General features: G+C 66.8%; 13 protein-coding genes and 1 pseudogene. 4 read left to right on the forward strand and 10 right to left on the reverse strand.

From position 1 onward, the window contains the following. Nucleotides 1–79: 79 nt before the first annotated feature. The 5 genes from WS62_RS09170 to WS62_RS09190 all read right to left on the reverse strand — a co-directional run bounded on the left by WS62_RS09170 (nucleotide 80) and on the right by WS62_RS09190 (nucleotide 9,238). Entirely contained in the window at nucleotides 80–2,113 is a 2,034-nt protein-coding gene (locus WS62_RS09170; RefSeq protein ID WP_231748238.1) for a sigma-54-dependent Fis family transcriptional regulator, read from the reverse strand. A gap of 360 nt (nucleotides 2,114–2,473) precedes the next feature. Next, a complete protein-coding gene (locus WS62_RS09175; RefSeq protein ID WP_066570384.1) occupies nucleotides 2,474–2,980 on the reverse strand; it encodes an acetone carboxylase subunit gamma in 507 nt (168 codons plus the stop codon). A gap of 40 nt (nucleotides 2,981–3,020) precedes the next feature. Continuing rightward, a complete protein-coding gene (locus tag WS62_RS09180) occupies nucleotides 3,021–5,345 on the reverse strand; it encodes a hydantoinase B/oxoprolinase family protein (protein WP_066570386.1) in 2,325 nt (774 codons plus the stop codon). 11 nt (nucleotides 5,346–5,356) lie between these two features. Beyond that, nucleotides 5,357–7,501, reverse strand: coding sequence for a hydantoinase/oxoprolinase family protein (locus WS62_RS09185; RefSeq protein ID WP_066570389.1), 2,145 nt, complete (start codon nucleotides 7,499–7,501; stop codon nucleotides 5,357–5,359). An 846-nt stretch (nucleotides 7,502–8,347) separates the two neighbouring features. Next, nucleotides 8,348–9,238 (reverse strand): LysR family transcriptional regulator, encoded by an 891-nt coding sequence (locus WS62_RS09190; RefSeq protein ID WP_066570392.1) that lies wholly within the window; start codon nucleotides 9,236–9,238, stop codon nucleotides 8,348–8,350. Nucleotides 9,239–9,367: 129 nt separating this feature from the next. On the opposite strand from WS62_RS09190, the gene WS62_RS09195 reads away from it, so the two are divergent. After that, nucleotides 9,368–10,093, forward strand: a complete 726-nt coding sequence (locus tag WS62_RS09195; protein ID WP_066570395.1) for a pirin family protein — start codon at nucleotides 9,368–9,370, stop codon at nucleotides 10,091–10,093. Nucleotides 10,094–10,254: 161 nt separating this feature from the next. Beyond that, on the forward strand, nucleotides 10,255–10,935 hold the full coding sequence (locus WS62_RS09200) for a YoaK family protein (protein WP_066570540.1): 681 nt from the start codon (nucleotides 10,255–10,257) through the stop codon (nucleotides 10,933–10,935). Nucleotides 10,936–10,964: 29 nt separating this feature from the next. On the opposite strand, the gene WS62_RS09205 is transcribed toward WS62_RS09200, so the two are convergent. Further along, complete coding sequence (locus tag WS62_RS09205) at nucleotides 10,965–12,017, reverse strand: cyclic nucleotide-binding domain-containing protein (RefSeq protein WP_066570397.1); 1,053 nt, start codon at nucleotides 12,015–12,017, stop codon at nucleotides 10,965–10,967. A 341-nt stretch (nucleotides 12,018–12,358) separates the two neighbouring features. Here WS62_RS09205 and WS62_RS09210 point away from each other — a divergent pair, with 341 nt between their 5' ends. Further along, the gene (locus WS62_RS09210) at nucleotides 12,359–13,264 is read left to right on the forward strand and encodes a helix-turn-helix domain-containing protein (RefSeq protein WP_066570401.1); all 906 of its coding nucleotides are present in this window, start codon (nucleotides 12,359–12,361) and stop codon (nucleotides 13,262–13,264) included. 51 nt (nucleotides 13,265–13,315) lie between these two features. On the opposite strand, the gene WS62_RS09215 is transcribed toward WS62_RS09210, so the two are convergent. Beyond that, complete coding sequence (locus WS62_RS09215) at nucleotides 13,316–14,218, reverse strand: helix-turn-helix domain-containing protein (RefSeq protein WP_066570403.1); 903 nt, start codon at nucleotides 14,216–14,218, stop codon at nucleotides 13,316–13,318. A gap of 526 nt (nucleotides 14,219–14,744) precedes the next feature. After that, the gene (locus WS62_RS09220) at nucleotides 14,745–15,947 is read right to left on the reverse strand and encodes an MFS transporter (protein ID WP_066570405.1); all 1,203 of its coding nucleotides are present in this window, start codon (nucleotides 15,945–15,947) and stop codon (nucleotides 14,745–14,747) included. Between the two features lie 443 nt (nucleotides 15,948–16,390). Between WS62_RS09220 and WS62_RS33080 the strand changes: the two are divergent. Beyond that, nucleotides 16,391–16,927, forward strand: a pseudogene (locus WS62_RS33080) (oxidoreductase); the annotation flags it as partial. A 173-nt stretch (nucleotides 16,928–17,100) separates the two neighbouring features. Here the strand turns inward: WS62_RS33080 and WS62_RS09225 are convergent. Both WS62_RS09225 and WS62_RS09230 read right to left on the reverse strand, forming a co-directional pair. Next, the gene (locus WS62_RS09225; protein WP_066570407.1) at nucleotides 17,101–18,258 is read right to left on the reverse strand and encodes an FAD binding domain-containing protein; all 1,158 of its coding nucleotides are present in this window, start codon (nucleotides 18,256–18,258) and stop codon (nucleotides 17,101–17,103) included. Further along, nucleotides 18,255–18,941: a DsbA family oxidoreductase gene (locus WS62_RS09230; RefSeq protein ID WP_066570410.1), complete on the reverse strand. Its 687-nt coding sequence runs from the start codon at nucleotides 18,939–18,941 to the stop codon at nucleotides 18,255–18,257. Before WS62_RS09230 ends, WS62_RS09225 begins: the two co-directional genes overlap by 4 nt. Between the last annotated feature and the right edge of the window lie 15 nt (nucleotides 18,942–18,956).

Below are 18,956 nucleotides of genomic sequence, written 5' to 3' on the forward strand. Positions count from 1 at the left end.
TCCGCAAGGGGCCCAAGGCAAGCGCCGCAAGGTCGCGGATTCGAGGCGCTGCTTTTGTCTTTCCGGCGCACCGCATGCGTCAATGCGCCCGCCGCCGCCGCGTATCGCTGACCGCCTTGAGCAGGTCGTACTTGCGGATCTTTTCGTACAGCGTGCTTTTCGCGATGCCGAGCTGGTTGGCCGTCTTCGTCAGGTTGCCGCCGTGACGATCGAGTGCGCGGCGAATGTATTCGGCTTCGGCGCACTTCAGCGATGCGCTACCACCAGACTCCGATTCGGGGGCGTCCTTCATCGGCGGCGCCATGTGCGCCGCCGCGTCGGCGGACGCGCCGATTTCCACCGGCAGCTTGTCCGCCGTGATGACAGGTCCGTCGGACAGCAGCAGCGAGCCCTCGATCGCATTGCGCAGCTCGCGCACGTTGCCCGGCCACGGGTATTCCATCAGTCGCGCATACGCATCGTCGTCGAACGTTCGCGGCGGCAAGCCGTAGCATTCGCACAAATGCGCGAGCCAATGTGCGATGAGCGACGGCAAATCCTCGGCGCGTTCGCGCAGATTCGGTATCGACACGGTCGTGACGGCGATCCGGTAGAAGAGGTCCATCCGGAACATCCCCTTCGCGATCGCGTCTTTCAGGTCGCGGTGCGTCGCGGCGACGAGCCGGAAATTCACCTTGCGCGGCGCGTTCTCGCCGAGCCGGTAGATTTCGTTCTCCTCGAGGACGCGCAGCAGATGAGGCTGGATGTCGAGCGGCATTTCGCCGATCTCGTCGAGAAACAGCGTGCCGCCGTCGGCCGCCTCGATCTTGCCCGCCGCGCCCGATTTACGCGCGCCGGTGAACGCGCCTTCCGCGTATCCGAACAGCTCGCTCGCGAGCAGGTCTCTCGATAGTCCGCCGCAGTTGAGCGCGACGAACGGGCCGTCGGCTCGTTCACTCGCCTGATGAATGCCTTGCGCGAACAGCTCCTTGCCGACGCCTGTTTCGCCCAGCAGCAACACCGGCACTTTCGACGGCGCGAGCTGACGCGTCTTGCCGACGGCCGCACGGAGTGCGGCGCTGTCTCCGACGATGCGCTCGAACGCTCTGGATGCCGAACGATGCCGATCCGGATCGCGGACGATCGGGCCGGTGCGGCGGGGCGTTCCGCCTCCCGGTATCACGACCATGTAGCCGAGCACGTCCGCGCCTTCGCTCAACGTTTCGACGTGGCTGTCGCGCAGCCACGCGGGCGCGTTCGAAATCGCGCCGCCGCGCTTGCATGCGTCCAGTCCCGGTAGCGAGAACTCCGCGTCGAGCTGCACGTCGAATCCCCGTCTGCGCAGCGTCGGCACGACCTGCGGATTCGCCTTGACGAGGCGTCCGCGATCGTCGACGACGAGCGTCGCCTCGGTACTCGCCGCGCCGAGGCGAGGGGCGCAGCGATCGAGCAGGCGCAGCCGGCGCTCCATCGCGTCTTTCGCGAGGCGGCCTTCGATGCGTCCGGCGAGCGATACGGCGAGTGCGAGGCTGTAGCGGCTGTAGGTATCCGCGAGACCCGACACGTCGATGACGCCGAGCACGTGACCGTCGACGGGGTCCTGAATCACCGTCGCCGAACAGGTCCAGCGCTTGATGCCGGCGCAAAAGTGCTCGGCGCCATGGATCTGCACGGGCTGTTTCAGCGCGAGCGCGGTGCCGATCGCATTGGTGCCGCAGTTGAGCTCGGTCCAGTCGCAGCCGGGAACGAGTCCGACTTCGCTCGCGGGCTCGAGTATCCGCATGTCGCCTTCCTGCTGCAGGATCATGCCGCTCGGATCGGCGAGCAGCATCACGGTGCCCGTCTGCGACAGAAACTCGCGAGTCTGCTGCATCAGCGGCAGGCTGACGTCGATGAGGCGCCTTTGGCCCGTGCGCCATTGATCGAGGCGATCGCTGTCGAGCGGTGGCGGCGCCCGGTCGACGCCGGGATCGACGTGGCCGACGAGGCAGCGTTGCCACGAATCGTCGACGACGCCGCGCACGTTGGTCGAGCGCCATTCTCCGCCCGTCACCAGGTGTTCCCACGCGGCCATGATGCGCGCGTCATGTTGGGGACTGGGAAACCAGTCCATGGGCGTGCCTGTCTGCTGCATGCTTGTCTCCTGACGATTCGCAAGCGGGGCGAACCGCATGGCCGTCCGTCCGGCCTTTTGTCTCGACGTTCGACGTTCGACGTTCGACGCCGCGGCGCTTGCGGTCGCCGCGCGTTCGTGCCGGATATCGTACTCCGAACCGTCTTTGCCGTCGGGTTCGGATGATGCAGGACAAGCAATGCCCGCGCCAACTGATGACTGAACCGGAACGTCCGCGTATGCACGACAGGCGGCGTTCGCGGTCGCTCGAAAACAGATCGGCCGTCCGAAAATCGAACGGCCGGAAATCGAACGTTGGGTGCGTGAGGGGAAACGAAGCGGACTCGCGGCCCGATGCCGCGAGTCGAGTCAATCGTCAGATCAATCGACGCGCGCCGGAACCGGCAGGCCGACCCATTCCGAATAGAACGCATCGATGTCGGGCTCGAAGTCGTGGACGACGGGATACCACGGCGTCGGCGCTTCGACGTCGTGCATCGCGCCGCACGTCGGGCAGTAGTACTCGCGATACACCTGCCATTGCGTGTCGGGTGCCATCAGCCTTGGATAGACTTCGTCCATCGCTTCGTCGGAGTCGCGCACGAAGATGTTCGCGTGCAGCTTCCAGTTCTCCCGGTAATCGCAGAACACGTGGCCGCAGTCGCACTGCGTGACCCATTGCTTCGTCGCCCGCTGCTGCACGATGTACAGGTGCGGTCCGAGCGGCAGCACGATGCGATCCTTCCAGCCGAGCTTGTGCTGCAAGGCGTCGACATACATGCTGAACCGCTCGCCGTCCTTCGGCATCGACAGCATGCGCAGCGTGGTGTCCCAGTCGAGCTTGCCGTCGACCATGTTCCCGATCTGTTCCTTCGTGTAAGTAGACATCTCCAGTCCTCTTCGATGGTTGCGCGTTGGGTGGCCGGGCTCACTCTTCGACGAGCACGATGGTGTTGACGTCGGGCATCTTCGACAGATCCATGCGGAACTTCGAGCCGTAGGTTGGCACGTCGAGCTCGTCTTCGGTCAGCGTCCAGCTGTCCGGCAGGTCCCAGAACGTGCGGAACCGCTGCTCGAACTTCTTCGACAGGCCGAAGCTCGTTGCGAACATGTGCTGCACTTGCGTCGACGCATGCTTCACCAGGATCCGCTCGCGTTCGCCTTTCATCCATTCGCGGGTCGGCTGCGAACGGGCAAGCCGCGCGTTGCGGATCTCGACGCGCTGCAATGCGGTCGCCTTTGCGTCGACGGTCCAGACGCCGTTCGAATCGCGGGTCGCGACCGCGCCATAGACCTTCTGCGCATACTCGGGCAACAGCAGCGCATTGTTCAGGTCGTGCTCGATCGCGTCGATTTCGCGGTCGAGCGGATCGCCGAAGCCGGGGCCGCCGCGCAGATAGTTCAGATAGAGATCGTGGTTGCCGTAGCAGTCCTCCGTCGTCATGCATTGCTGGTCGCGCTTGACGACCGCGCCCGCGTTCAGGTGATTCTCGTAGTCGGGATGATTCGGATTCGCGTCGCCGCCGAGGGGCAGACTCTCGCCGAGTTCGATGCGCTCCTTCAGGCCGGTGCGGTGCGCTTCGAAGCGATAGCCGGTCGCCGCCGGATAGCCGCCCATCAGGCCCCAGTCGCTGTTCATGTAGCCGTTGCCCATGAAGAACATCGTCCAGTCCTGCGCCTTCCAGACCATGCGCAGCGTCTCGAAGCCGCAGCCGCCCCGGTACTTGCCGTAGCCGCCGGAGTTCGATTTCACGTTGCGGCCGAGATAGAGCAGCGGTTCCGCCATCTCCCAGATCTCGATGTCGCCCATGTCGCCTTCGGGATTCCAGATCGCGGCGGCGTGATTGAGGCCGTCCTTGATCGCGCACGCGCCGGTGCCGCACGACGACGCCTCGAAGCTGTTGACCGCGTGGATGTCGCCATCCTGGTTGATCCCGCCGCCTTGCAGCCAGTTCGACGTGTTCGCGTTGCCTGCGTTGACTTCCTCGAGATAGCCGCGGCTGAAGTAGGCTTGCGACAGGCCGCGCCACAACGCGCTCCAGCCCGACACCAGAAAATGCCACGCATACGCGTGGCCCGTGCGGCGATCGTCCGGATTCATCCACGCACCCTTCGGCAGATGGAATTCGGTGCCGAAATACGCGCCGTCGTTGATGCGCTGCGTGGGGACGAGCGTTTGCGTCATCATCACCCAGATGCCGCTCGTGAACGCGACCTGATGCGCGTTGTACGAGTGCCAGCCCCAGCGGCTCGCGCCTTCGAAATCGAGACGCCAGGTGCCGTCCTTGCGGATTTCCATCTCGACGGGAGCGTGCATGATCGAGTCGAGCTTCGCGAACGCAGACGACGTCTGCACGTCCGGATGGTTGTACGGCACGTCGACGAAGGCGACCTTCCGGTACTTGCCGGGCAGCGTCATCGCCTTGATGCGGGTCTGCAGGCCGCGCCGGCCTTCCTCGATCACTTCGTAGGCGAACTTCTCGTACGCGTCGAGGCCTTCTTCCTCGATGACTTCCTCGATCAGGCCGCGGATCATATGGCAGCCCGCGATGCGCGTGCGCTCGTCGAGAATCCAGTACTTCGGCGTGCGAACCGAGCGCTGGCTTTCGTGCAGCCAGTCGCGCAGCGGCGTGTCGTTCACGCCGGTCTTTCTGCACGTGATCATGTAGCCGTCGCCGAAACGCTGCACCTGTCCCGTCGACATCGAGCCCGGCGTCACCGCGCCCGTATCGATCACGTGCGTCACGCCGCCGACCCAGCCGACGAGCTTGCCGTGCGCGAAGATCGGCACGATCGTCGCGATATCGCACGGATGGACGTTGCCGATCGAACAGTCGTTGTTGGTGAACATGTCACCCGGATGAATGCCGGGATTCGCCTCCCAGTTGTTTTCGATCATGTACTTGATCGCCGCGCCCATCGTGCCGACGTGGATGATGATCCCCGTCGACGTCAGCACGCAGTCGCCCGCGGCGTTGTAGAGCGTGAAGCACAGTTCGCCTTCCTGTTCGACGATCGGGCTCGCGGCGATTTTCTTCGCGGTTTCGCGCGCATGCACGAGCCCGCCGCGCAGCTTCGAGAACATCTTCTCGTAGCGGATCGGGTCGCTCTCGCGCAACTCGAGGCGCTGGAGACCGTTGTAATGGCCGGTCTGCGCGGTGCGCCCGAGGATGCCGTCGCGAAACTGCTTCAGCGTCTGGCCGTTCTTGAGCAGATCGGCGAAGCCGACTTCCTGGCTGGATATCATGTTCATCGGGTGTCTCCTTACTTGATTTCCTTGAGATGGAAGAGCCGGTGCTTGTCGAGCGTCGTCTCGAATCCGTCGGGCACGACGAACGTCGTGGCGTCGGATTCGACGATCGCAGGCCCGGTGATCACGTTGCCCGGCTTGAGCGCTTCCATCCGCCAGAGCACGGCCTCGTGCCATTGCTTGTGGCGATAGAGCCGCCGCGTGCCGATGCGTGCGTCCGCGGGCGGCTTCGCGCCGCCTTCCGGGTCTTCCGGCAGAACCGGCTTCTGCGTGACGACCATGCCGCGCATGATCGCGCCCGTGACCGAGAAGCCCAGCTCGGGCGAGCGCGCCGAGCTCGCGTAGACGCGGCCGTAGGTGTCCTCGAACGCGGCGACGATCCGGTTCCAGTCGTCGGCGCTCGCCGCGCTCGCGATCGGCGACTCGATCTCGAGATCGTTCAGTTGTCCCATGTACTGCATCCGGAAGCCGGGGCGCAGGATCACGTCGCGCTCGTCGAAGCCGTTGATCCTGAATTCCTCGACGACCTTCGCGGCCAGCTCGGCCCATGCCTTCTGGATCGTCTGCGCGGCCTGCGTCTTGTCGGCGTCCGGTGCGAACTGCGGCAGCGCGAGGTCGACGCTCTTGTCGTAGCGGTATTCGAAGTCCGCGCACGCGCAGCCGAATGCGGAGAAGCCCGCGGCCCATGCGGGCACGATGACGTCCTTGAAGCCGAGCCCTTCGGTGTACCCGTACGTATGGACGGGGCCGGCGCCGCCGTACGAAAAGCAGACGAACTCGGTCGGGTTGTAGCCCTTCGCGCTGACGTTCGAACGCAGGTACTCGCGCAATTGCAGATCGAGCAGCTCGATCACGCCAGCCGCCGCATCCTCGACCGAGAGGCCGAGCGGATCGGCGACCTGCGCCTTGATGTGCTCGCGCGCGCGGTTCACGTCGAGCTTGATCTGTCCGCCGAGGAAGTTGTCGGGATTCAGATAGCCGAGCACCACGTGGCAGTCGGACACGGACACCGTCGCGAGGCCGCTGTCGGGCCAGCACGTGCCGACGCGATAGCCGGCGCTGTCCGGGCCGAGCTTGATCGCGCCGCTGTACGGATCGAGCCGCACGAAGCTGCCGGCGCCCGCGCCGACCGAATCCATCGTGACGAGCGGCAGCGACAGCACGAGGCGCGCCATGTCGGGATCCGAAGCGATCGCGAAGTTGCCCTTCGTGATGAGCGCCATGTCGAACGACGTGCCGCCGATGTCCGAGCACGCGATGTTGTCGTAGCCGAGCGCCTCGCCAAGGAGCTTCGAACCGATCACGCCGCCGATCGGCCCCGATACGATGGTGCGCGCGAGCTCCTTCGCTTTCCAGCTGATCGTGCCGCCGTGCGTCGCCATCACGCGCAGGTCGAACTTCGCGCCGTGCTCGCGGAAGCGGTCGCTGACCTTCTTCAACGTTTGCCGGGACGGTTCGGCCGCGTACGCTTCGAGCACGGTCGTGTTCATCCGGTGGCTTTCCTTGCGCTGCGGATAGTAGTCGACCGACGCGAACACGGGGATATCCGCGCGGATCGCCGTCAGTTCGTCACGCGCGACGTCGCGCGCGCGCCGCTCGCTCGTCGCGTTCTTGTGCGACTGCAGCAGGCAGATGACGATGGCTTTCGCGCCCGCGGCGACGAGCTCGCGCGTCGCCTGCCGAACTTCCTCCTCCCGCAGCGGGATGACGACGCCGCCCTGCACGTCGGTGCGTTCGGTGACGCCGCGCGTGCGCGACAGCGGCACGAGCGGTTCGTCGTAGCGGTGCGTGTTCAGGTGGATCCGCTCTTCGAGCGCGTAGCCGAGGTAGCTCTGGATCGCGCGGCCCATCGAGTGAATATGCTCGAAGCCCTTGTTCACGATCAGGCCGACGTCGAGGCCCTTGCGCTGCACGACGCGGTTCAGCATCGCCGTGCCGGAGTACACGCACGTGAGCAGTTCCGGATACACGTCGTCGACGTCGCGCTGCCAGTGGGCGAGCGCGTCCTGCGACGAATCGAGGATCGCGAGCGATTCGTCCTCGGGATTGCTTTGTGCCTTGCCGACGACGAACCGCCCGTCCGCACGCACGAAGAAGGTGTCGGTCATCGTGCCGCCTGCGTCGATGCCCAGCACCTGGACTTGCGAAAGCCCTTCCATGTTTTCGTCTCCAGTGATTGATATAGTCGCGAGCCGCGATGCGATCGATTGAACGCGTTCGATGCATCGGAAGCGAAGGCTCGGAGACGACATTGCAATAGCCGTGCCATTGGCGGGCGGCGCGCGAGCGTGCGCGGCGCAACAAGGCGCGACGGACGTTGGTGCCGGTTGGGGAAGGGCTCGTCGCGCGCGCGAGGCCGGTAAAACGACCGGATTTCGAACTGGCGGCGCGTTCGAATGCCGGTCGGGGAGAGGGCGTCAGCGTCGACTGCGGCGATGCGCACGACCGCCGGCCGCGCATCGTTCGCTGCCGAGACGGCCTGCGCCGAAATGTGTCTTGAAGCGCCGTTGAACGATCTCGCCGCGTGTGCTTCTGCTGTATGGGCGCAGCGTTCGGCAACCGCGTGACGAGATCAAGCCCGTTGTTCGTGTGAACAGGCGCTAGTCAGTCGTCTCCGAGCGTCGGCTCGTCGCGCCCGAGCGTCGCGCGGCTTTTTCGATGTCCGGCAACATGGCGGCTGACGGATTCATGACGACGATCGAGCACGATTGCGTCGGAGCTGTCACATCCGGTACGTCCGTCACGTTCATCGCATCTTGCGCGACAAGGCGACAAGGCGACAAGGCGACCGCCTCACGTCGATTTTCCGTCCCGGCCGAACCCGGCGGCCTCGGCGAACGGCCGTCTCGCTGCGCGGCGCGATGTCGACGCAGGTCCCGCGATTTCCGGCGCGGTGCCGCCACGCTGCGCCAAGGGCAAACGGGCAAACGGGCAAAGGACAGACGACAGACGACAGACGACAGACGACAGACGACAGACGACAGACGACAACGAACCGCTGCCGCTCACTCGGAAAAGCGCTTGCGCAGCCGCTCTTCGATGAACCCGAGAAACACCCGGCAGGCCGCCATGTCCTGCCGATGCTGCGGATAAACGGCGTTCACCGGCAACGGAGGTTGCGCGAACGCTTCGAGCACGGTCACGAGCTGACCCGCATCCAGCGCGTCCGAGACGATGAAGTGCGGCAGCAGCGCGATGCCGAGCCCCGCGACGGCCGCGTCGCGGATCACGTCGCCGTTGTTCGCGAGCAGCGCGCCTTGCACTTCGAACGTGCGGCGCGCGCCGTCGATCACGAACTCCCAGCCGGTGCGCCCCTCCTGGCCGTACAGCAGGCACGTGTGCCGATGCAGATCGGCGGGCGTCGCCGGCGCGCCCCGGCTGCGCCGGTAAGCAGGGCTGCAGCACGCGACCATCCGCAATTCGCCGAGGCGGCGCGCGATCAGCGTCGAATCGGGCAGCGCGCCGATGCGCAGCGCGAGGTCGAATCCTTCGCCGATCAGATCGACGTGGCGGTCGCTGAGCTCGAGATGCAGCCGGACGGCCGGGTGCTGGACGAGGAACTCGGCGATCAGCGGCGACAGGTGCGTGATGCCGAACGACATCGGCGCGCTGAGCTTGAGCGTCCCGCGCAGGTCGCGGCGGCGCGCGGACATTGCCTCCTCGGTGTCCGCGATCTCGGCGAGGATGCGCGTCGCGCGCGAGTGGAACTCCTGGCCGAGTTCCGTCACCGCGAGCTTGCGCGTGTTGCGCACGAGCAGCCGGACGCCGAGCGACGCCTCGAGCGCCATTACCCGCCGGCTGACGAACTGCTTCGACAGCAGGAGCTTGTCTGCCGCGCCCGTGAAGCTTCCCGCCTCCACCGTCGCGACGAATATCCGAAGGTCATCGAATTGCATGATTGTCCACTAAACGGAGACAGTAATTATCTTCCTGTTTGTACAAATATCAAAATAGTTGACGTAAGCTGCAAGCATCGATCGACGAGGCGCGCAACCCGCAGCGCCCGCGATGCAACGGAGGTCATCATGATTGAAGTCAGAGCAGCCAATCAACGCGGCCGCGCCGAACACGGCTGGCTCAGCTCGCGTCACACGTTCTCGTTCGCCGAATACTACGATCCGGCGCAGGTCGGGTTTTCGGACCTGCTGGTGATCAACGACGATCGCGTCGCGCCCGGCCGCGGCTTCGGCATGCATCCCCATCGCGACATGGAGATCCTGTCGTACGTGCTCGAAGGCGCGCTCGAGCACCGCGACACGATGGGCACGGGCTCGGTGATCGTGCCGGGCGACGTGCAACTGATGAGCGCGGGCAAGGGCATCGCGCACAGCGAATTCAACCACTCGGCGGCGGAGCCCGTGCATTTCCTGCAGATCTGGATCGGGCCGTCGGTGCGGGGCGTCGAGCCGCGCTATCAGCAGGCCAGCGTGAGCGACGACGAAAAGCGCGGGAAGCTGCGTCTCCTCGTGTCGCCCGAAGGTCAGGACGGCTCGTTGAAGATTCGCCAGGACACGCGGATTTACGCGGGCCTGTTCGACGGCGATGCGAGCGAGCAGTTCGTGCTGCCGGCGGAACGCTTCGCGTACGTTCACGTTGCGCGCGGATCGGTGACGGTCAACGGCGTCGCGCTGCAAGAGGGCGACGGCGCGCGGATTCGCGACGAGCAGGCGCTGCAGATCGCGAACGGCAAGCAGGCGCAGGTCCTGTTGTTCGATCTGCGGCCGATCGAAGTCACCGCCGAATGGGCGTGACATCGTCGAGCTTCGGGCGGCCGTGCGCGGACGGCGGCGGCACGGGGCACGCCGTGCTCGCGCCGTTCGGCCGCCCACTGCGCGCGTCGAGCCGCGCGCGCAGACGTCGCGCGGATCGCATGCGCATTCGCGCTCGTCCTTTTCTTCAGGAACCCGATGCAATGAAACCGAACCTCCCTTCGCTGCTCACGTTCAACGGCGGTTATGTCGATACCGCGGGCTTTCTCGCGCTGCAAGGCCTGTTCACCGCGCACGTGACGGGCAACTTCGTCACGCTCGGCGCGACGCTCGTCTCCGGAAGCACGGGCGCCATCGCGAAGCTTCTGGCGCTGCCGGTTTTCTGTGTCGTCGTGCTCGCCGCGGGCGCGGCGCGCCGCTTGATGCTTCGCGCGCGCGCGCCGGCGCTGAAGATCCTGCTGGGTATGCAGTGGCTGCTGCTCGCCGTCGGCGCGGCGCTCGCGATCCGCATGGGCCCGTTCACGGACGGCGATGCGTGGCCGGCTATCGTGACCGGGATGATCCTCGTGATGGCGATGGCGATCCAGAACGCGGTCCATCGGCTGCATTTGCCGGACGCGCTGCCCACGACGCTGATGACGGGCACCGTCACGCAACTGATGCTGCATCTGTCGAACCGGCTCGCCGACGACGATGCACAGCGCACGGGCGGACCGTCGCGGCTCGCGAACATGGCGTGGACCGTCGTGACGTTCGCGCTCGGATGCGGCGTGGCGGCGGGCCTTTATCTGATCGGCGGCGCGTGGGCGTTCGCGTTGCCGCCGGTGCTGATCGCGGCCGCGCTGCTCGTCGGCGAAGAAAAGGCGATGGAGAAGGCGTTGTGAGCGGCGGCGCGCATGCCGCGCCGCACGGATCAAGCGCAATACGCGCGGATGAAGCGGCGAATCGCATCGACGACGACCGCGCCGTCCGACATGTTCTCGACGGCCGAGCGCCGCGGTCCCGCGCGCACTTCGCCGATCGCGAACACGCCGGGCTGCGAGCTTTCGAACGCGGCGGCGAGGGTCATGCCGGACGCCGCGCGTCCGGTGCGGACGAATCCGCTGTCGTCGACGTCGACTGCGCCGCCGAGCCATTCGGTGTTCGCGCGAAGCACGACGCGCGCGAGCCGCGGGCTGTACTCCGGGCGCAGCGACGACGCGATCACGACGGCGTGTGCATGAATGCGTTCGCCGTCTCGGGCGACGAGGCCGAACGGGTAGGCATTGCAGTCGAGGCGAACGGTGTGGTTGCGGATCGTCAGATGAGGACCGAATTGCCGGCGCGCCGCCGCGTCGGGCGCCGCGAATTCGTCGTCGATCCCGAACGGCAGCCGGCCCTCGACGACGACGGTGTTCAGGCGCAGCGATGCGGCGTGCGCGGCGGCGATCATGCCGGCCGGGCCGCCGCCGACGATCGCCACGTCGAATTCATGCTCGTCGTCGCGATGGCGGGCGGACGACGTGCGTCGCGCGGGCGAAGGAAGCGGAAGATCGACGGCGAGCAGGCAGATGCGGCGAAGCAGGAAGAGGCGGACGAGGATGTCGCGAAGATCCGGCTCCCGCTGCAGCAGATGCTTGAGCGTCGCGCGATGGACCCGCACGAGCCGGCATGCGGACGATGCGATCACCGTGACCTCGCATGCGACGTCGTTCAGCAGATCGAGCTCGCCGGTGAAGGTGCCGGGCCCGTGATCGACGCCGGACGGAATCGGCAGGTGCGCGCGCGGCGCGCATCGGGTCGCGCCTTCGAGCACGATGTACAGGTAATCGCTGCGCGTTCCGCTGATGCACAGCGCCGCGCCGCCGTCGACGTCGACGACCGAACCATACCGGGACGCGCGTTCGACCAGGTCTTGCGACAGCCTGTACGCGGCGAAGTCATCGGTATGCTTCAGATGCCCCAGTAGATTTCGGAGGTGATTCATCAATGAGTGCGCGTTGCCAGGAGCATGCATGATGCATCGGGGGCGCTCGCGTGAGCGTCGCGCCAATCTGGCGTCTGCGTGTCCGACGGATTTTCGAGTGTAAGTTGCGGAGCGTGTCCTCTGGCGGTTGCCGGCGCGAGGCGGCGATGCGAAGTGCGAAGATGATGCGCGTTTGACGTGCGAATGACAACTGGCGAAAGTTGAACGTCGTCGACGTTTTTGTAAAAAAGACACCTTTGTTCTATCGACGGATGCAATCGGCCACTATCCTTGACCCGACTGAAGGAATAGCCATGGGGCGATCTGCCGACACCGAAGCAAGCACACCTGCCGAGCCTGAGATGAACTGCATCGATCTTGCCCCCATTGGCCTGCACGACGCGTTTCGCGGCGCGACGATGCAGACGATCGACGTGCGCGTCGACGGCCATGCGCCCGTCGCGCTGACGCGCGTGCGCCATCCGGAGCCCGGCTTCGGCGTCGTCGAGTTCATGCCGCCCGTCGATAGCTGCCTGATCGGCATGTCGCTGATGTCGCCGTCGACGCGCCCGCAACGCGCGTCATCGGGCCTCGACGACGCGCCGTGTCGCGATATGCGCATCGCCTTGCGAATCCGGCAGGATGACGAACCGTTTCGAGCCGACCTGCATCAGCCGTTCGACATGCTCTTCCATGCGTTGCCGCACCGAACGCTGGCCGAGCTGGCCGCCGAAATGCGGATGGGCGGCGTTCGCGAGCTGGCTTGTCCGGACGACAGCCAAGATGCGGTGCTGCAGTGCCTCGTCGGCGTGCTGCTGAGCGCGTCGGCGGCGAATTCGCCACCCAGCCCGCTGCTCGCTGGCCATGTCGCGCGCGCGATGCAGATCCACCTCGTCCAGAAATACGGCGTGGTCGTGCCGAACGTGTCCGCGAAGGGCGGGTTGGCCGGCTGGCAACTGGAGCGGGCGAAGGCGATCCTCACCGAGAACGTCGCCGGCGAAGTGCCGATCTCGCAGGTCGCGTCCGCATGCGGCCTGTCGCGCAGCTACTTCATCAAGGCGTTCCGGCAGACGGTCGGCACGACGCCGCATCGATGGCTGCTCGAGCACAAGATCGAACGCGTCAAGCGCAGCCTGCTGTCGAAGTCCGAGCCGATCGCCGACATTGCGCATCAGTGCGGTTTCTCGGATCAGGCGCATCTGACGCGCGTCTTCACCAGCATGATCGGCACGCCGCCCGCCGCGTGGCGGCGCATGAACCGGAAATAGACGAAGCCTTTCGTCGCGGCCGGGCCGAAAGCGCGCGTCGCGCGCGCCGGATCAGGCGCGTGCGCGCCGTCGCCATCCGCCGGGCGGCAAGCCGACGACCTTCGTGAACGTCTGCGTGAAATGGCTCTGGCTCGAGAACCCGCAATGCTCGGCGATGCGCGCGAGCGTCCAGTCGCCATGCGCGAGCAGTTGCTTCGCAATATCGATGCGCTGCTCGATGAGCCACTGATGCGGCGTCTTGCCTGTCATCGCGCTGAACGCCTTGATGAAGTAGCTGCGCGACACGCGGCATGCATGCGCGATTTCGTCGATCGACATCGCGCCCGTCTTCAGCATCTCCTTCGCACGCATCTCGAGCTGCGCGGACAGGCGCTGCCGCTGCTTCGGCTCGTCGCACGGCACGCCGCCGTAGGCGTGCATCGCGTGCGTGCCGATCGCCATGCCCAATTGGTCGAGGAGCATCGCATCGGCCGCGTCGCCCGATTGCAGCGCCAGCGCCAGTGCGCGTCCGAGCTGGCCGAGCAGGTGGTCGTCGTGCGCGACCGTCGGCGCGATGCCGTCGAGCCCCGCGCGGCGGCTGCCGTCGGCGAGGCCGTCGAGGAACGTCGGCGACAGCTCGATCAGCATGAAGTTGAAATTCGACACCATGTCCGCGCGATAGTCTTCGGAGAAGTCGCGCGCGTAGATCGAATCGACCCGGAAATCGTGCGTTGCCGAACGGCTGCCGCGGATGATCCTTCGGCGATGTCCGTCGGACAACGAAATGCCGATCAGGATGCCGCGTCCGGAGGCCGGCGTCGAGACCTGCTCGAGGCGCAAGCCGGTCGTGTGCTTGCGGTAGAAACCGAACAGCGCCGTCTGACGCTCGATGTTCGTCAGAAAGCCGCTCGACGTGCAGCCCAGCGAGTCTTTCGCGGTCGTTTGCGGCGGCGAATGGCGTGCAAGCGAACTCATGGAGCGATTTCCACAGCAGTGAGCGGTGCATGTCGCGAGCGGCTGTTCGCATCCGGTGTGCAATGGCGTGTTGCATCGGTGCCGGCCGGTCGGCGGGGGGCGTATTGCGAATTCCGCACCGTGCCCGTTTGCGGTGCGCAAGCGTCGTGCGAACGCGCGGGCTGCGCGGCGTATCGGCACGACAGGCGATCGGCGGCGGCGGTCGAACGCGCGTTGCGGCCGATCGCCGATGCCGGCTGCGATCCGGCGGGCGGGGCAGCGCCGCGTCGCGGAATCTTACCGGTTGTTACGGGCGGATTGTACGTGCAACGGTTCCAGTCTGCCAGGCGGGCGAGGGGGGGCGATGCGCTGTGTCGGATATGACGCGCCGCGCGTGTTCGCCGCCCGCCCGGATGTCGATGCGGCCAGCCCGCTGCGCGCGCCGCCGCCGAGCGGCCGGGCCATCGCAGAACGCGCGCCTGTCCGATCCGTTCCATTTGCATGTGGCCGTGCGATCGGGGCCGGCGACGTATGTGCGCGAATCGCTTCATTGTCCCGAGCGCGACTTCGCGATGAAACGTGCGAGCGCCGCGAGCGGAAAGAGCGCGCCGGCGATCGCGATCCAGGTCCAGCCGCCGTGCTCGTAAAGAACGCTCGCGAGCGCCGAGCCGATCGCGCCGCCGACGAAGATGCTCGTCATGTAGATCGAGTTCAGGCGATTGCGGCTGTGCGCGTCGAGCGCGTAGATCTCCCGCTGGCCGAGCACCATGTTCATCTGCACCGCGAAGTCGAGCAGAATTCCGGTCGCGACGAGCCCCGCCACGCCGACGCCGGGAACGAGCAGGACCGGCACGAAGCTCGCCGCCGCGAGCACGAGCGCGACGACGGTCGCGCGCTCGGCGTGGCCGGCGTCCGCGAGGCGGCCGGCGATCGGAGCGGACGTCGCGCCCATCGCGCCGACGAGCGAGAACAGCGCAATCGCCGATTGCGACAGATGGTAGTGGTTCATCAGCTCGACCGGCACGGCCGTCCAGAACAGGCTGAACGAGCCGAACATCAAGCCCTGGTAGAGCGACCGCTCGCGCAGCACGGGCTGCGTCGCGACGAGCCTTTCGAGCGAGCGGATCAGTTGCGCGTACGTTGCCTCGTGCTTGGGCCGGCGGCTCGGGATCGTCAGCATCAGCAGCGCGGTCACGATCGCCATCGTGATCGCGCCGAACGCGAACACGGCACGCCAGCCGAAATGATCGGCGACGAAGCTCGCGACGGGACGCGACAGCAGGATGCCGAGCAAGAGCCCGCTCATGATCGTGCCGACGACGCGTCCGCGCGATTCGCTCGGCGCGAGATGCGCGGCGAGCGGGATCAGCAGCTGAACCGCGACCGAGCTGAAGCCGACGATCAGCGATACGGCGAGGAACACGCCCGGCTCGCGGACGCTGGCGGCGAGCGCGAGGCTCGCGATCGACATCAGCGCGGTGACGATCATCAGCTTCTTGTTCTCGACCAGATCGCCGAGCGGCACCAGAAAGAACAGGCCGGCCGCATAGCCGATCTGCGTGAGCGACACGATGAGGCTCGCCATGCCGGTGGACATGTGAAGATCCGGCGCGATCAGCGCGATGATCGGTTGCGCGTAATAGAGATTGGCGACGATCGCGCCGCAACTGAAGGCGAACAGCAGGATCAGGCTGCGCGCCATCTGCGGCATGGCTCCGGCGGTGGCCGGAGAGGCAAGGTTGGTGTTCATGGTGTGCTCGCTGGTGAATGAAACGGGTTGGGCGCAACCGCCGTGCCGGACGACGAATCGGGCGGCAGGCGGCGCCGGGCGACTTGGCATCGGCGAAGGCGGAGCGTGCTTGCCTGCATTTGTCGATGCGTGGTCGAGTGGGACTGAGCTTATTCGGCGTGACCGGGATCGAGAATCGCGCGCGGCGGCAATCCGGCGTTGCGCCGCGCGCAACGCGCGCACTGGCGCCGCCATGCATATCCGGTGCATGCGGTCTTTGCCGCAGATGCAACGCCGGATTGCAGCGGCGCAGCATTCCCGCGGCATATCGCGGCCCCTATGCTTCGATCACGCCACGCGCCATTCGGGCGACGTGTTCAACGTGAAAACACACCGGAGAAGAGTCATGCACGACCATCTTTTCGAGCCGATCAAGGTCGGCACCCGCGTGCTGCCGCATCGCAATGGCGCCGCTCACCCGCTCGCGGGCCGGGCAGCCGGGCAACGTGCCGACGCCGATGAACGCCGAGTATTACCGCCAGCGCGCGAGCGCCGCGCTGATCATCACGGAGGCGACGCAGATTTCCCAGCAGGGGCAAGGGTACGCATGGACGCCCGGCATCCACACCGACGCGCAGATCGACGGCTGGTGCGCGGTGAGCCGCGCGGTTCATGCGAGCGGCGGCACGATCTTCCTGCAGTTGTGGCATGTCGGGCGCGTGTCGCATCCCGTGTTCCAGCCTGACGGCGTGCCGCCCGTCGCGCCGAGCGCGATCGCGGCGCCCGGAAAGACATTCATCGTCGATGCGGACGGCGCGGGCGCATGGGCCGACGTGCCCGTGCCGCGCGAGCTGACGGTCGCGGAGATCGAGGCGATCATCGACGATTTCCGGCGGGCGGCGCGCAACGCGATCGCCGCGGGCATGGACGGCGTCGAGATTCATGCGGGCAATGGCTATCTGATCGACCAGTTCATCAATTCGAACAGCAACCGCAGAGCCGATGCGTACGGCGGCAGCGCCGAGCGTCGCGCGCGCTTCCTGCTGGAGATCGTCGCGGCGGCGGCGGCGTGTCCGTCGATGCGTGTCGCCATCGTGACGGACGCCGACTCCGCGCGGGCGATGCCCGGTACGCGGGGTTCGCGATCGCGGTCTTCGACGCCGCGCGGCTCGCGTTACGCCGCGTGCGCGGCGTCGCCGACGCCCATGATCCGCTTGCCGAGCGCGATGCCCCAGTCGGTCAACTGCACGCCGTATTGCCATTGCGCCGATTGCCAGGCGGCGAGCGCGCGTTCGACGTCGCCGCCGGACGCATCGATCGCGCGTGCGAGCGATACCGCGTTCGTCGCCGCTTTCGCCGTGCCTGCGCCCGTGTGCGGCCGCGCGACGAACGCCGCGTCGCCGAGCAGCACCGCGCGGCCGAACACCATGCGCGGCGCCCGGTAGTCCTGGATGATCTGCATGAACGGCGCGTCGGTGGCCGCGACCAACGCGGCCAGTGCGGGCGCGAGCTGCATGCCGGCTTCGTCGAGCAGGCCGCGGCGCTGCGCGTCGCTCATCGCGCCGGGCGGGATCGAGTGCGTGCGGACGATGCCGTGCCGATCGGTGAGGGCGGCGCGCAGCGCGTCGCCCGCGGGCAGCCGGCGATACCACACCCAGTTCCAGCGCCGTTCGCCCGGCACGGTCGAGCCGTCTTCGCCGGGAATCAGATACGCGAGCAGTTGATGCCCCGCTTCCTGCTGGAACGTGAACGCGTTCGTCAGTTGCGCGGCCGCTGCCGAGTCGAGGCGCGGCTCGGGCACGAGGCCGCGCCATGCGAGGTAGCCGGCATAGGCGGGAAGGCTTCCCGGCAGCAGCAGACGGCGCATCGTCGAATCGGGGCCGTCCGCGCCGATCAGCAGATCGGCCCGCACGTGCGCGCCGTCCGAGAAGCGCGCACGGACTTCGGCGTCTTCCCGGACGATGTCGGCCAACGCGACGCCCGAGCGGATCATCCCGGCGGGCAGGCTCGCCTTGAGCGTGCCGTAGAGCATGCTCCACGCGGTCTGCGTCTGCGGCATTCGCTGGCGCTGTGCGATGTCGCCGCGGGCGTCGACAAATTGACGATATTCGCTTCGTACGCCGAGCGGTCCGGTGTAGTCGATGCCGCCGAACCGGAACGCGTCGAGCACGTCCGGCTGCAGGACGAGCCCGCCGCCCCGGCTGTCGAGGTCGTGCGGCGAGCGTTCGAAGACGTCGACGTCCCAGCCGATCGAGCGGAGCGACGTCGCGGCGAACAGGCCGCCGAGCGACCCGCCGACGATCACCGCACGATGTTGTTGTCGGGTATTCATGAGTGTGCCTCCGTGAGTTGAATCGCATCTGGCGGCGTTGCGTGCGGCGTCGCGGCGCGCAACGCGCGCGCGAAGACGTTCGCCGGTTGCGCGCCGCTGATGCGCTCGTCGCCGATCGCGAACGCGGGCAGCAGCCGGATGCCGTCATGCAGCGCGCGGACGCGCGACTGCCTGACCGCCGCGACGCCGGCGTCCGACGCGAGATACGCGTCGACCGCATGCGGATCGAGGCCGGTTTGCGAGGCGAGCCGCAGCAGCACGTCGCGATCGCCGATGTCGAGCCCGCGCGCGAAGTACGCGTCGAAGATCGCCGACGACAGCGCGCCTGCGCGATCGTCGTCGCCGGCCGTCGCGGCGAAGTTCAGCAGGCGGTGCGCGAGCAGTGTGTTCGGCATGATCGAGATGCGGTCGAAATCGAACGCGACGCCCGCGCGCCTGCCGGCCAGCGCGGCGTCGGCATCGGCCTGTCGCGCGCGCGTCGGGCTGCCGAGCCGGCGCACGCGGTACGCGGCGCGATCGGTGCCTTCGTTCGGCAGTGACGGATCGACTTCGAATGCGCGATACGTGACGATCACGGGCTCGCGCACGCCGCTTTCCGCGATGCCGCGCCGCAGATTGGACTCGCCGACCGCGCACCACGGGCACGTGAAGTCGTGCGTGACCTGAATGGCGATCGAAGACATCGTCCGCTCCTTGCG

The organism is Burkholderia sp. ABCPW 14 (assembly GCF_001523835.1).
Taxonomy (GTDB): domain Bacteria; phylum Pseudomonadota; class Gammaproteobacteria; order Burkholderiales; family Burkholderiaceae; genus Burkholderia; species Burkholderia mayonis.

Coding starts and splice junctions, on each gene's coding strand:
- WS62_RS09180 (WP_066570386.1), bottom strand. CDS start 5,345: ATGAACATGATATCCAGCCAGGAAGTCGGCTTCGCCGATCTGCTCAAG.
- WS62_RS09205 (WP_066570397.1), bottom strand. CDS start 12,017: ATGAATCACCTCCGAAATCTACTGGGGCATCTGAAGCATACCGATGAC.
- WS62_RS09170 (WP_231748238.1), bottom strand. CDS start 2,113: ATGCAGCAGACAGGCACGCCCATGGACTGGTTTCCCAGTCCCCAACAT.
- WS62_RS09210 (WP_066570401.1), top strand. CDS start 12,359: ATGAACTGCATCGATCTTGCCCCCATTGGCCTGCACGACGCGTTTCGC.
- WS62_RS09225 (WP_066570407.1), bottom strand. CDS start 18,258: ATGAATACCCGACAACAACATCGTGCGGTGATCGTCGGCGGGTCGCTC.
- WS62_RS09185 (WP_066570389.1), bottom strand. CDS start 7,501: ATGGAAGGGCTTTCGCAAGTCCAGGTGCTGGGCATCGACGCAGGCGGC.
- WS62_RS09200 (WP_066570540.1), top strand. CDS start 10,255: ATGAAACCGAACCTCCCTTCGCTGCTCACGTTCAACGGCGGTTATGTC.
- WS62_RS09175 (WP_066570384.1), bottom strand. CDS start 2,980: ATGTCTACTTACACGAAGGAACAGATCGGGAACATGGTCGACGGCAAG.
- WS62_RS09215 (WP_066570403.1), bottom strand. CDS start 14,218: ATGAGTTCGCTTGCACGCCATTCGCCGCCGCAAACGACCGCGAAAGAC.
- WS62_RS09220 (WP_066570405.1), bottom strand. CDS start 15,947: ATGAACACCAACCTTGCCTCTCCGGCCACCGCCGGAGCCATGCCGCAG.
- WS62_RS09230 (WP_066570410.1), bottom strand. CDS start 18,941: ATGTCTTCGATCGCCATTCAGGTCACGCACGACTTCACGTGCCCGTGG.
- WS62_RS09190 (WP_066570392.1), bottom strand. CDS start 9,238: ATGCAATTCGATGACCTTCGGATATTCGTCGCGACGGTGGAGGCGGGA.
- WS62_RS09195 (WP_066570395.1), top strand. CDS start 9,368: ATGATTGAAGTCAGAGCAGCCAATCAACGCGGCCGCGCCGAACACGGC.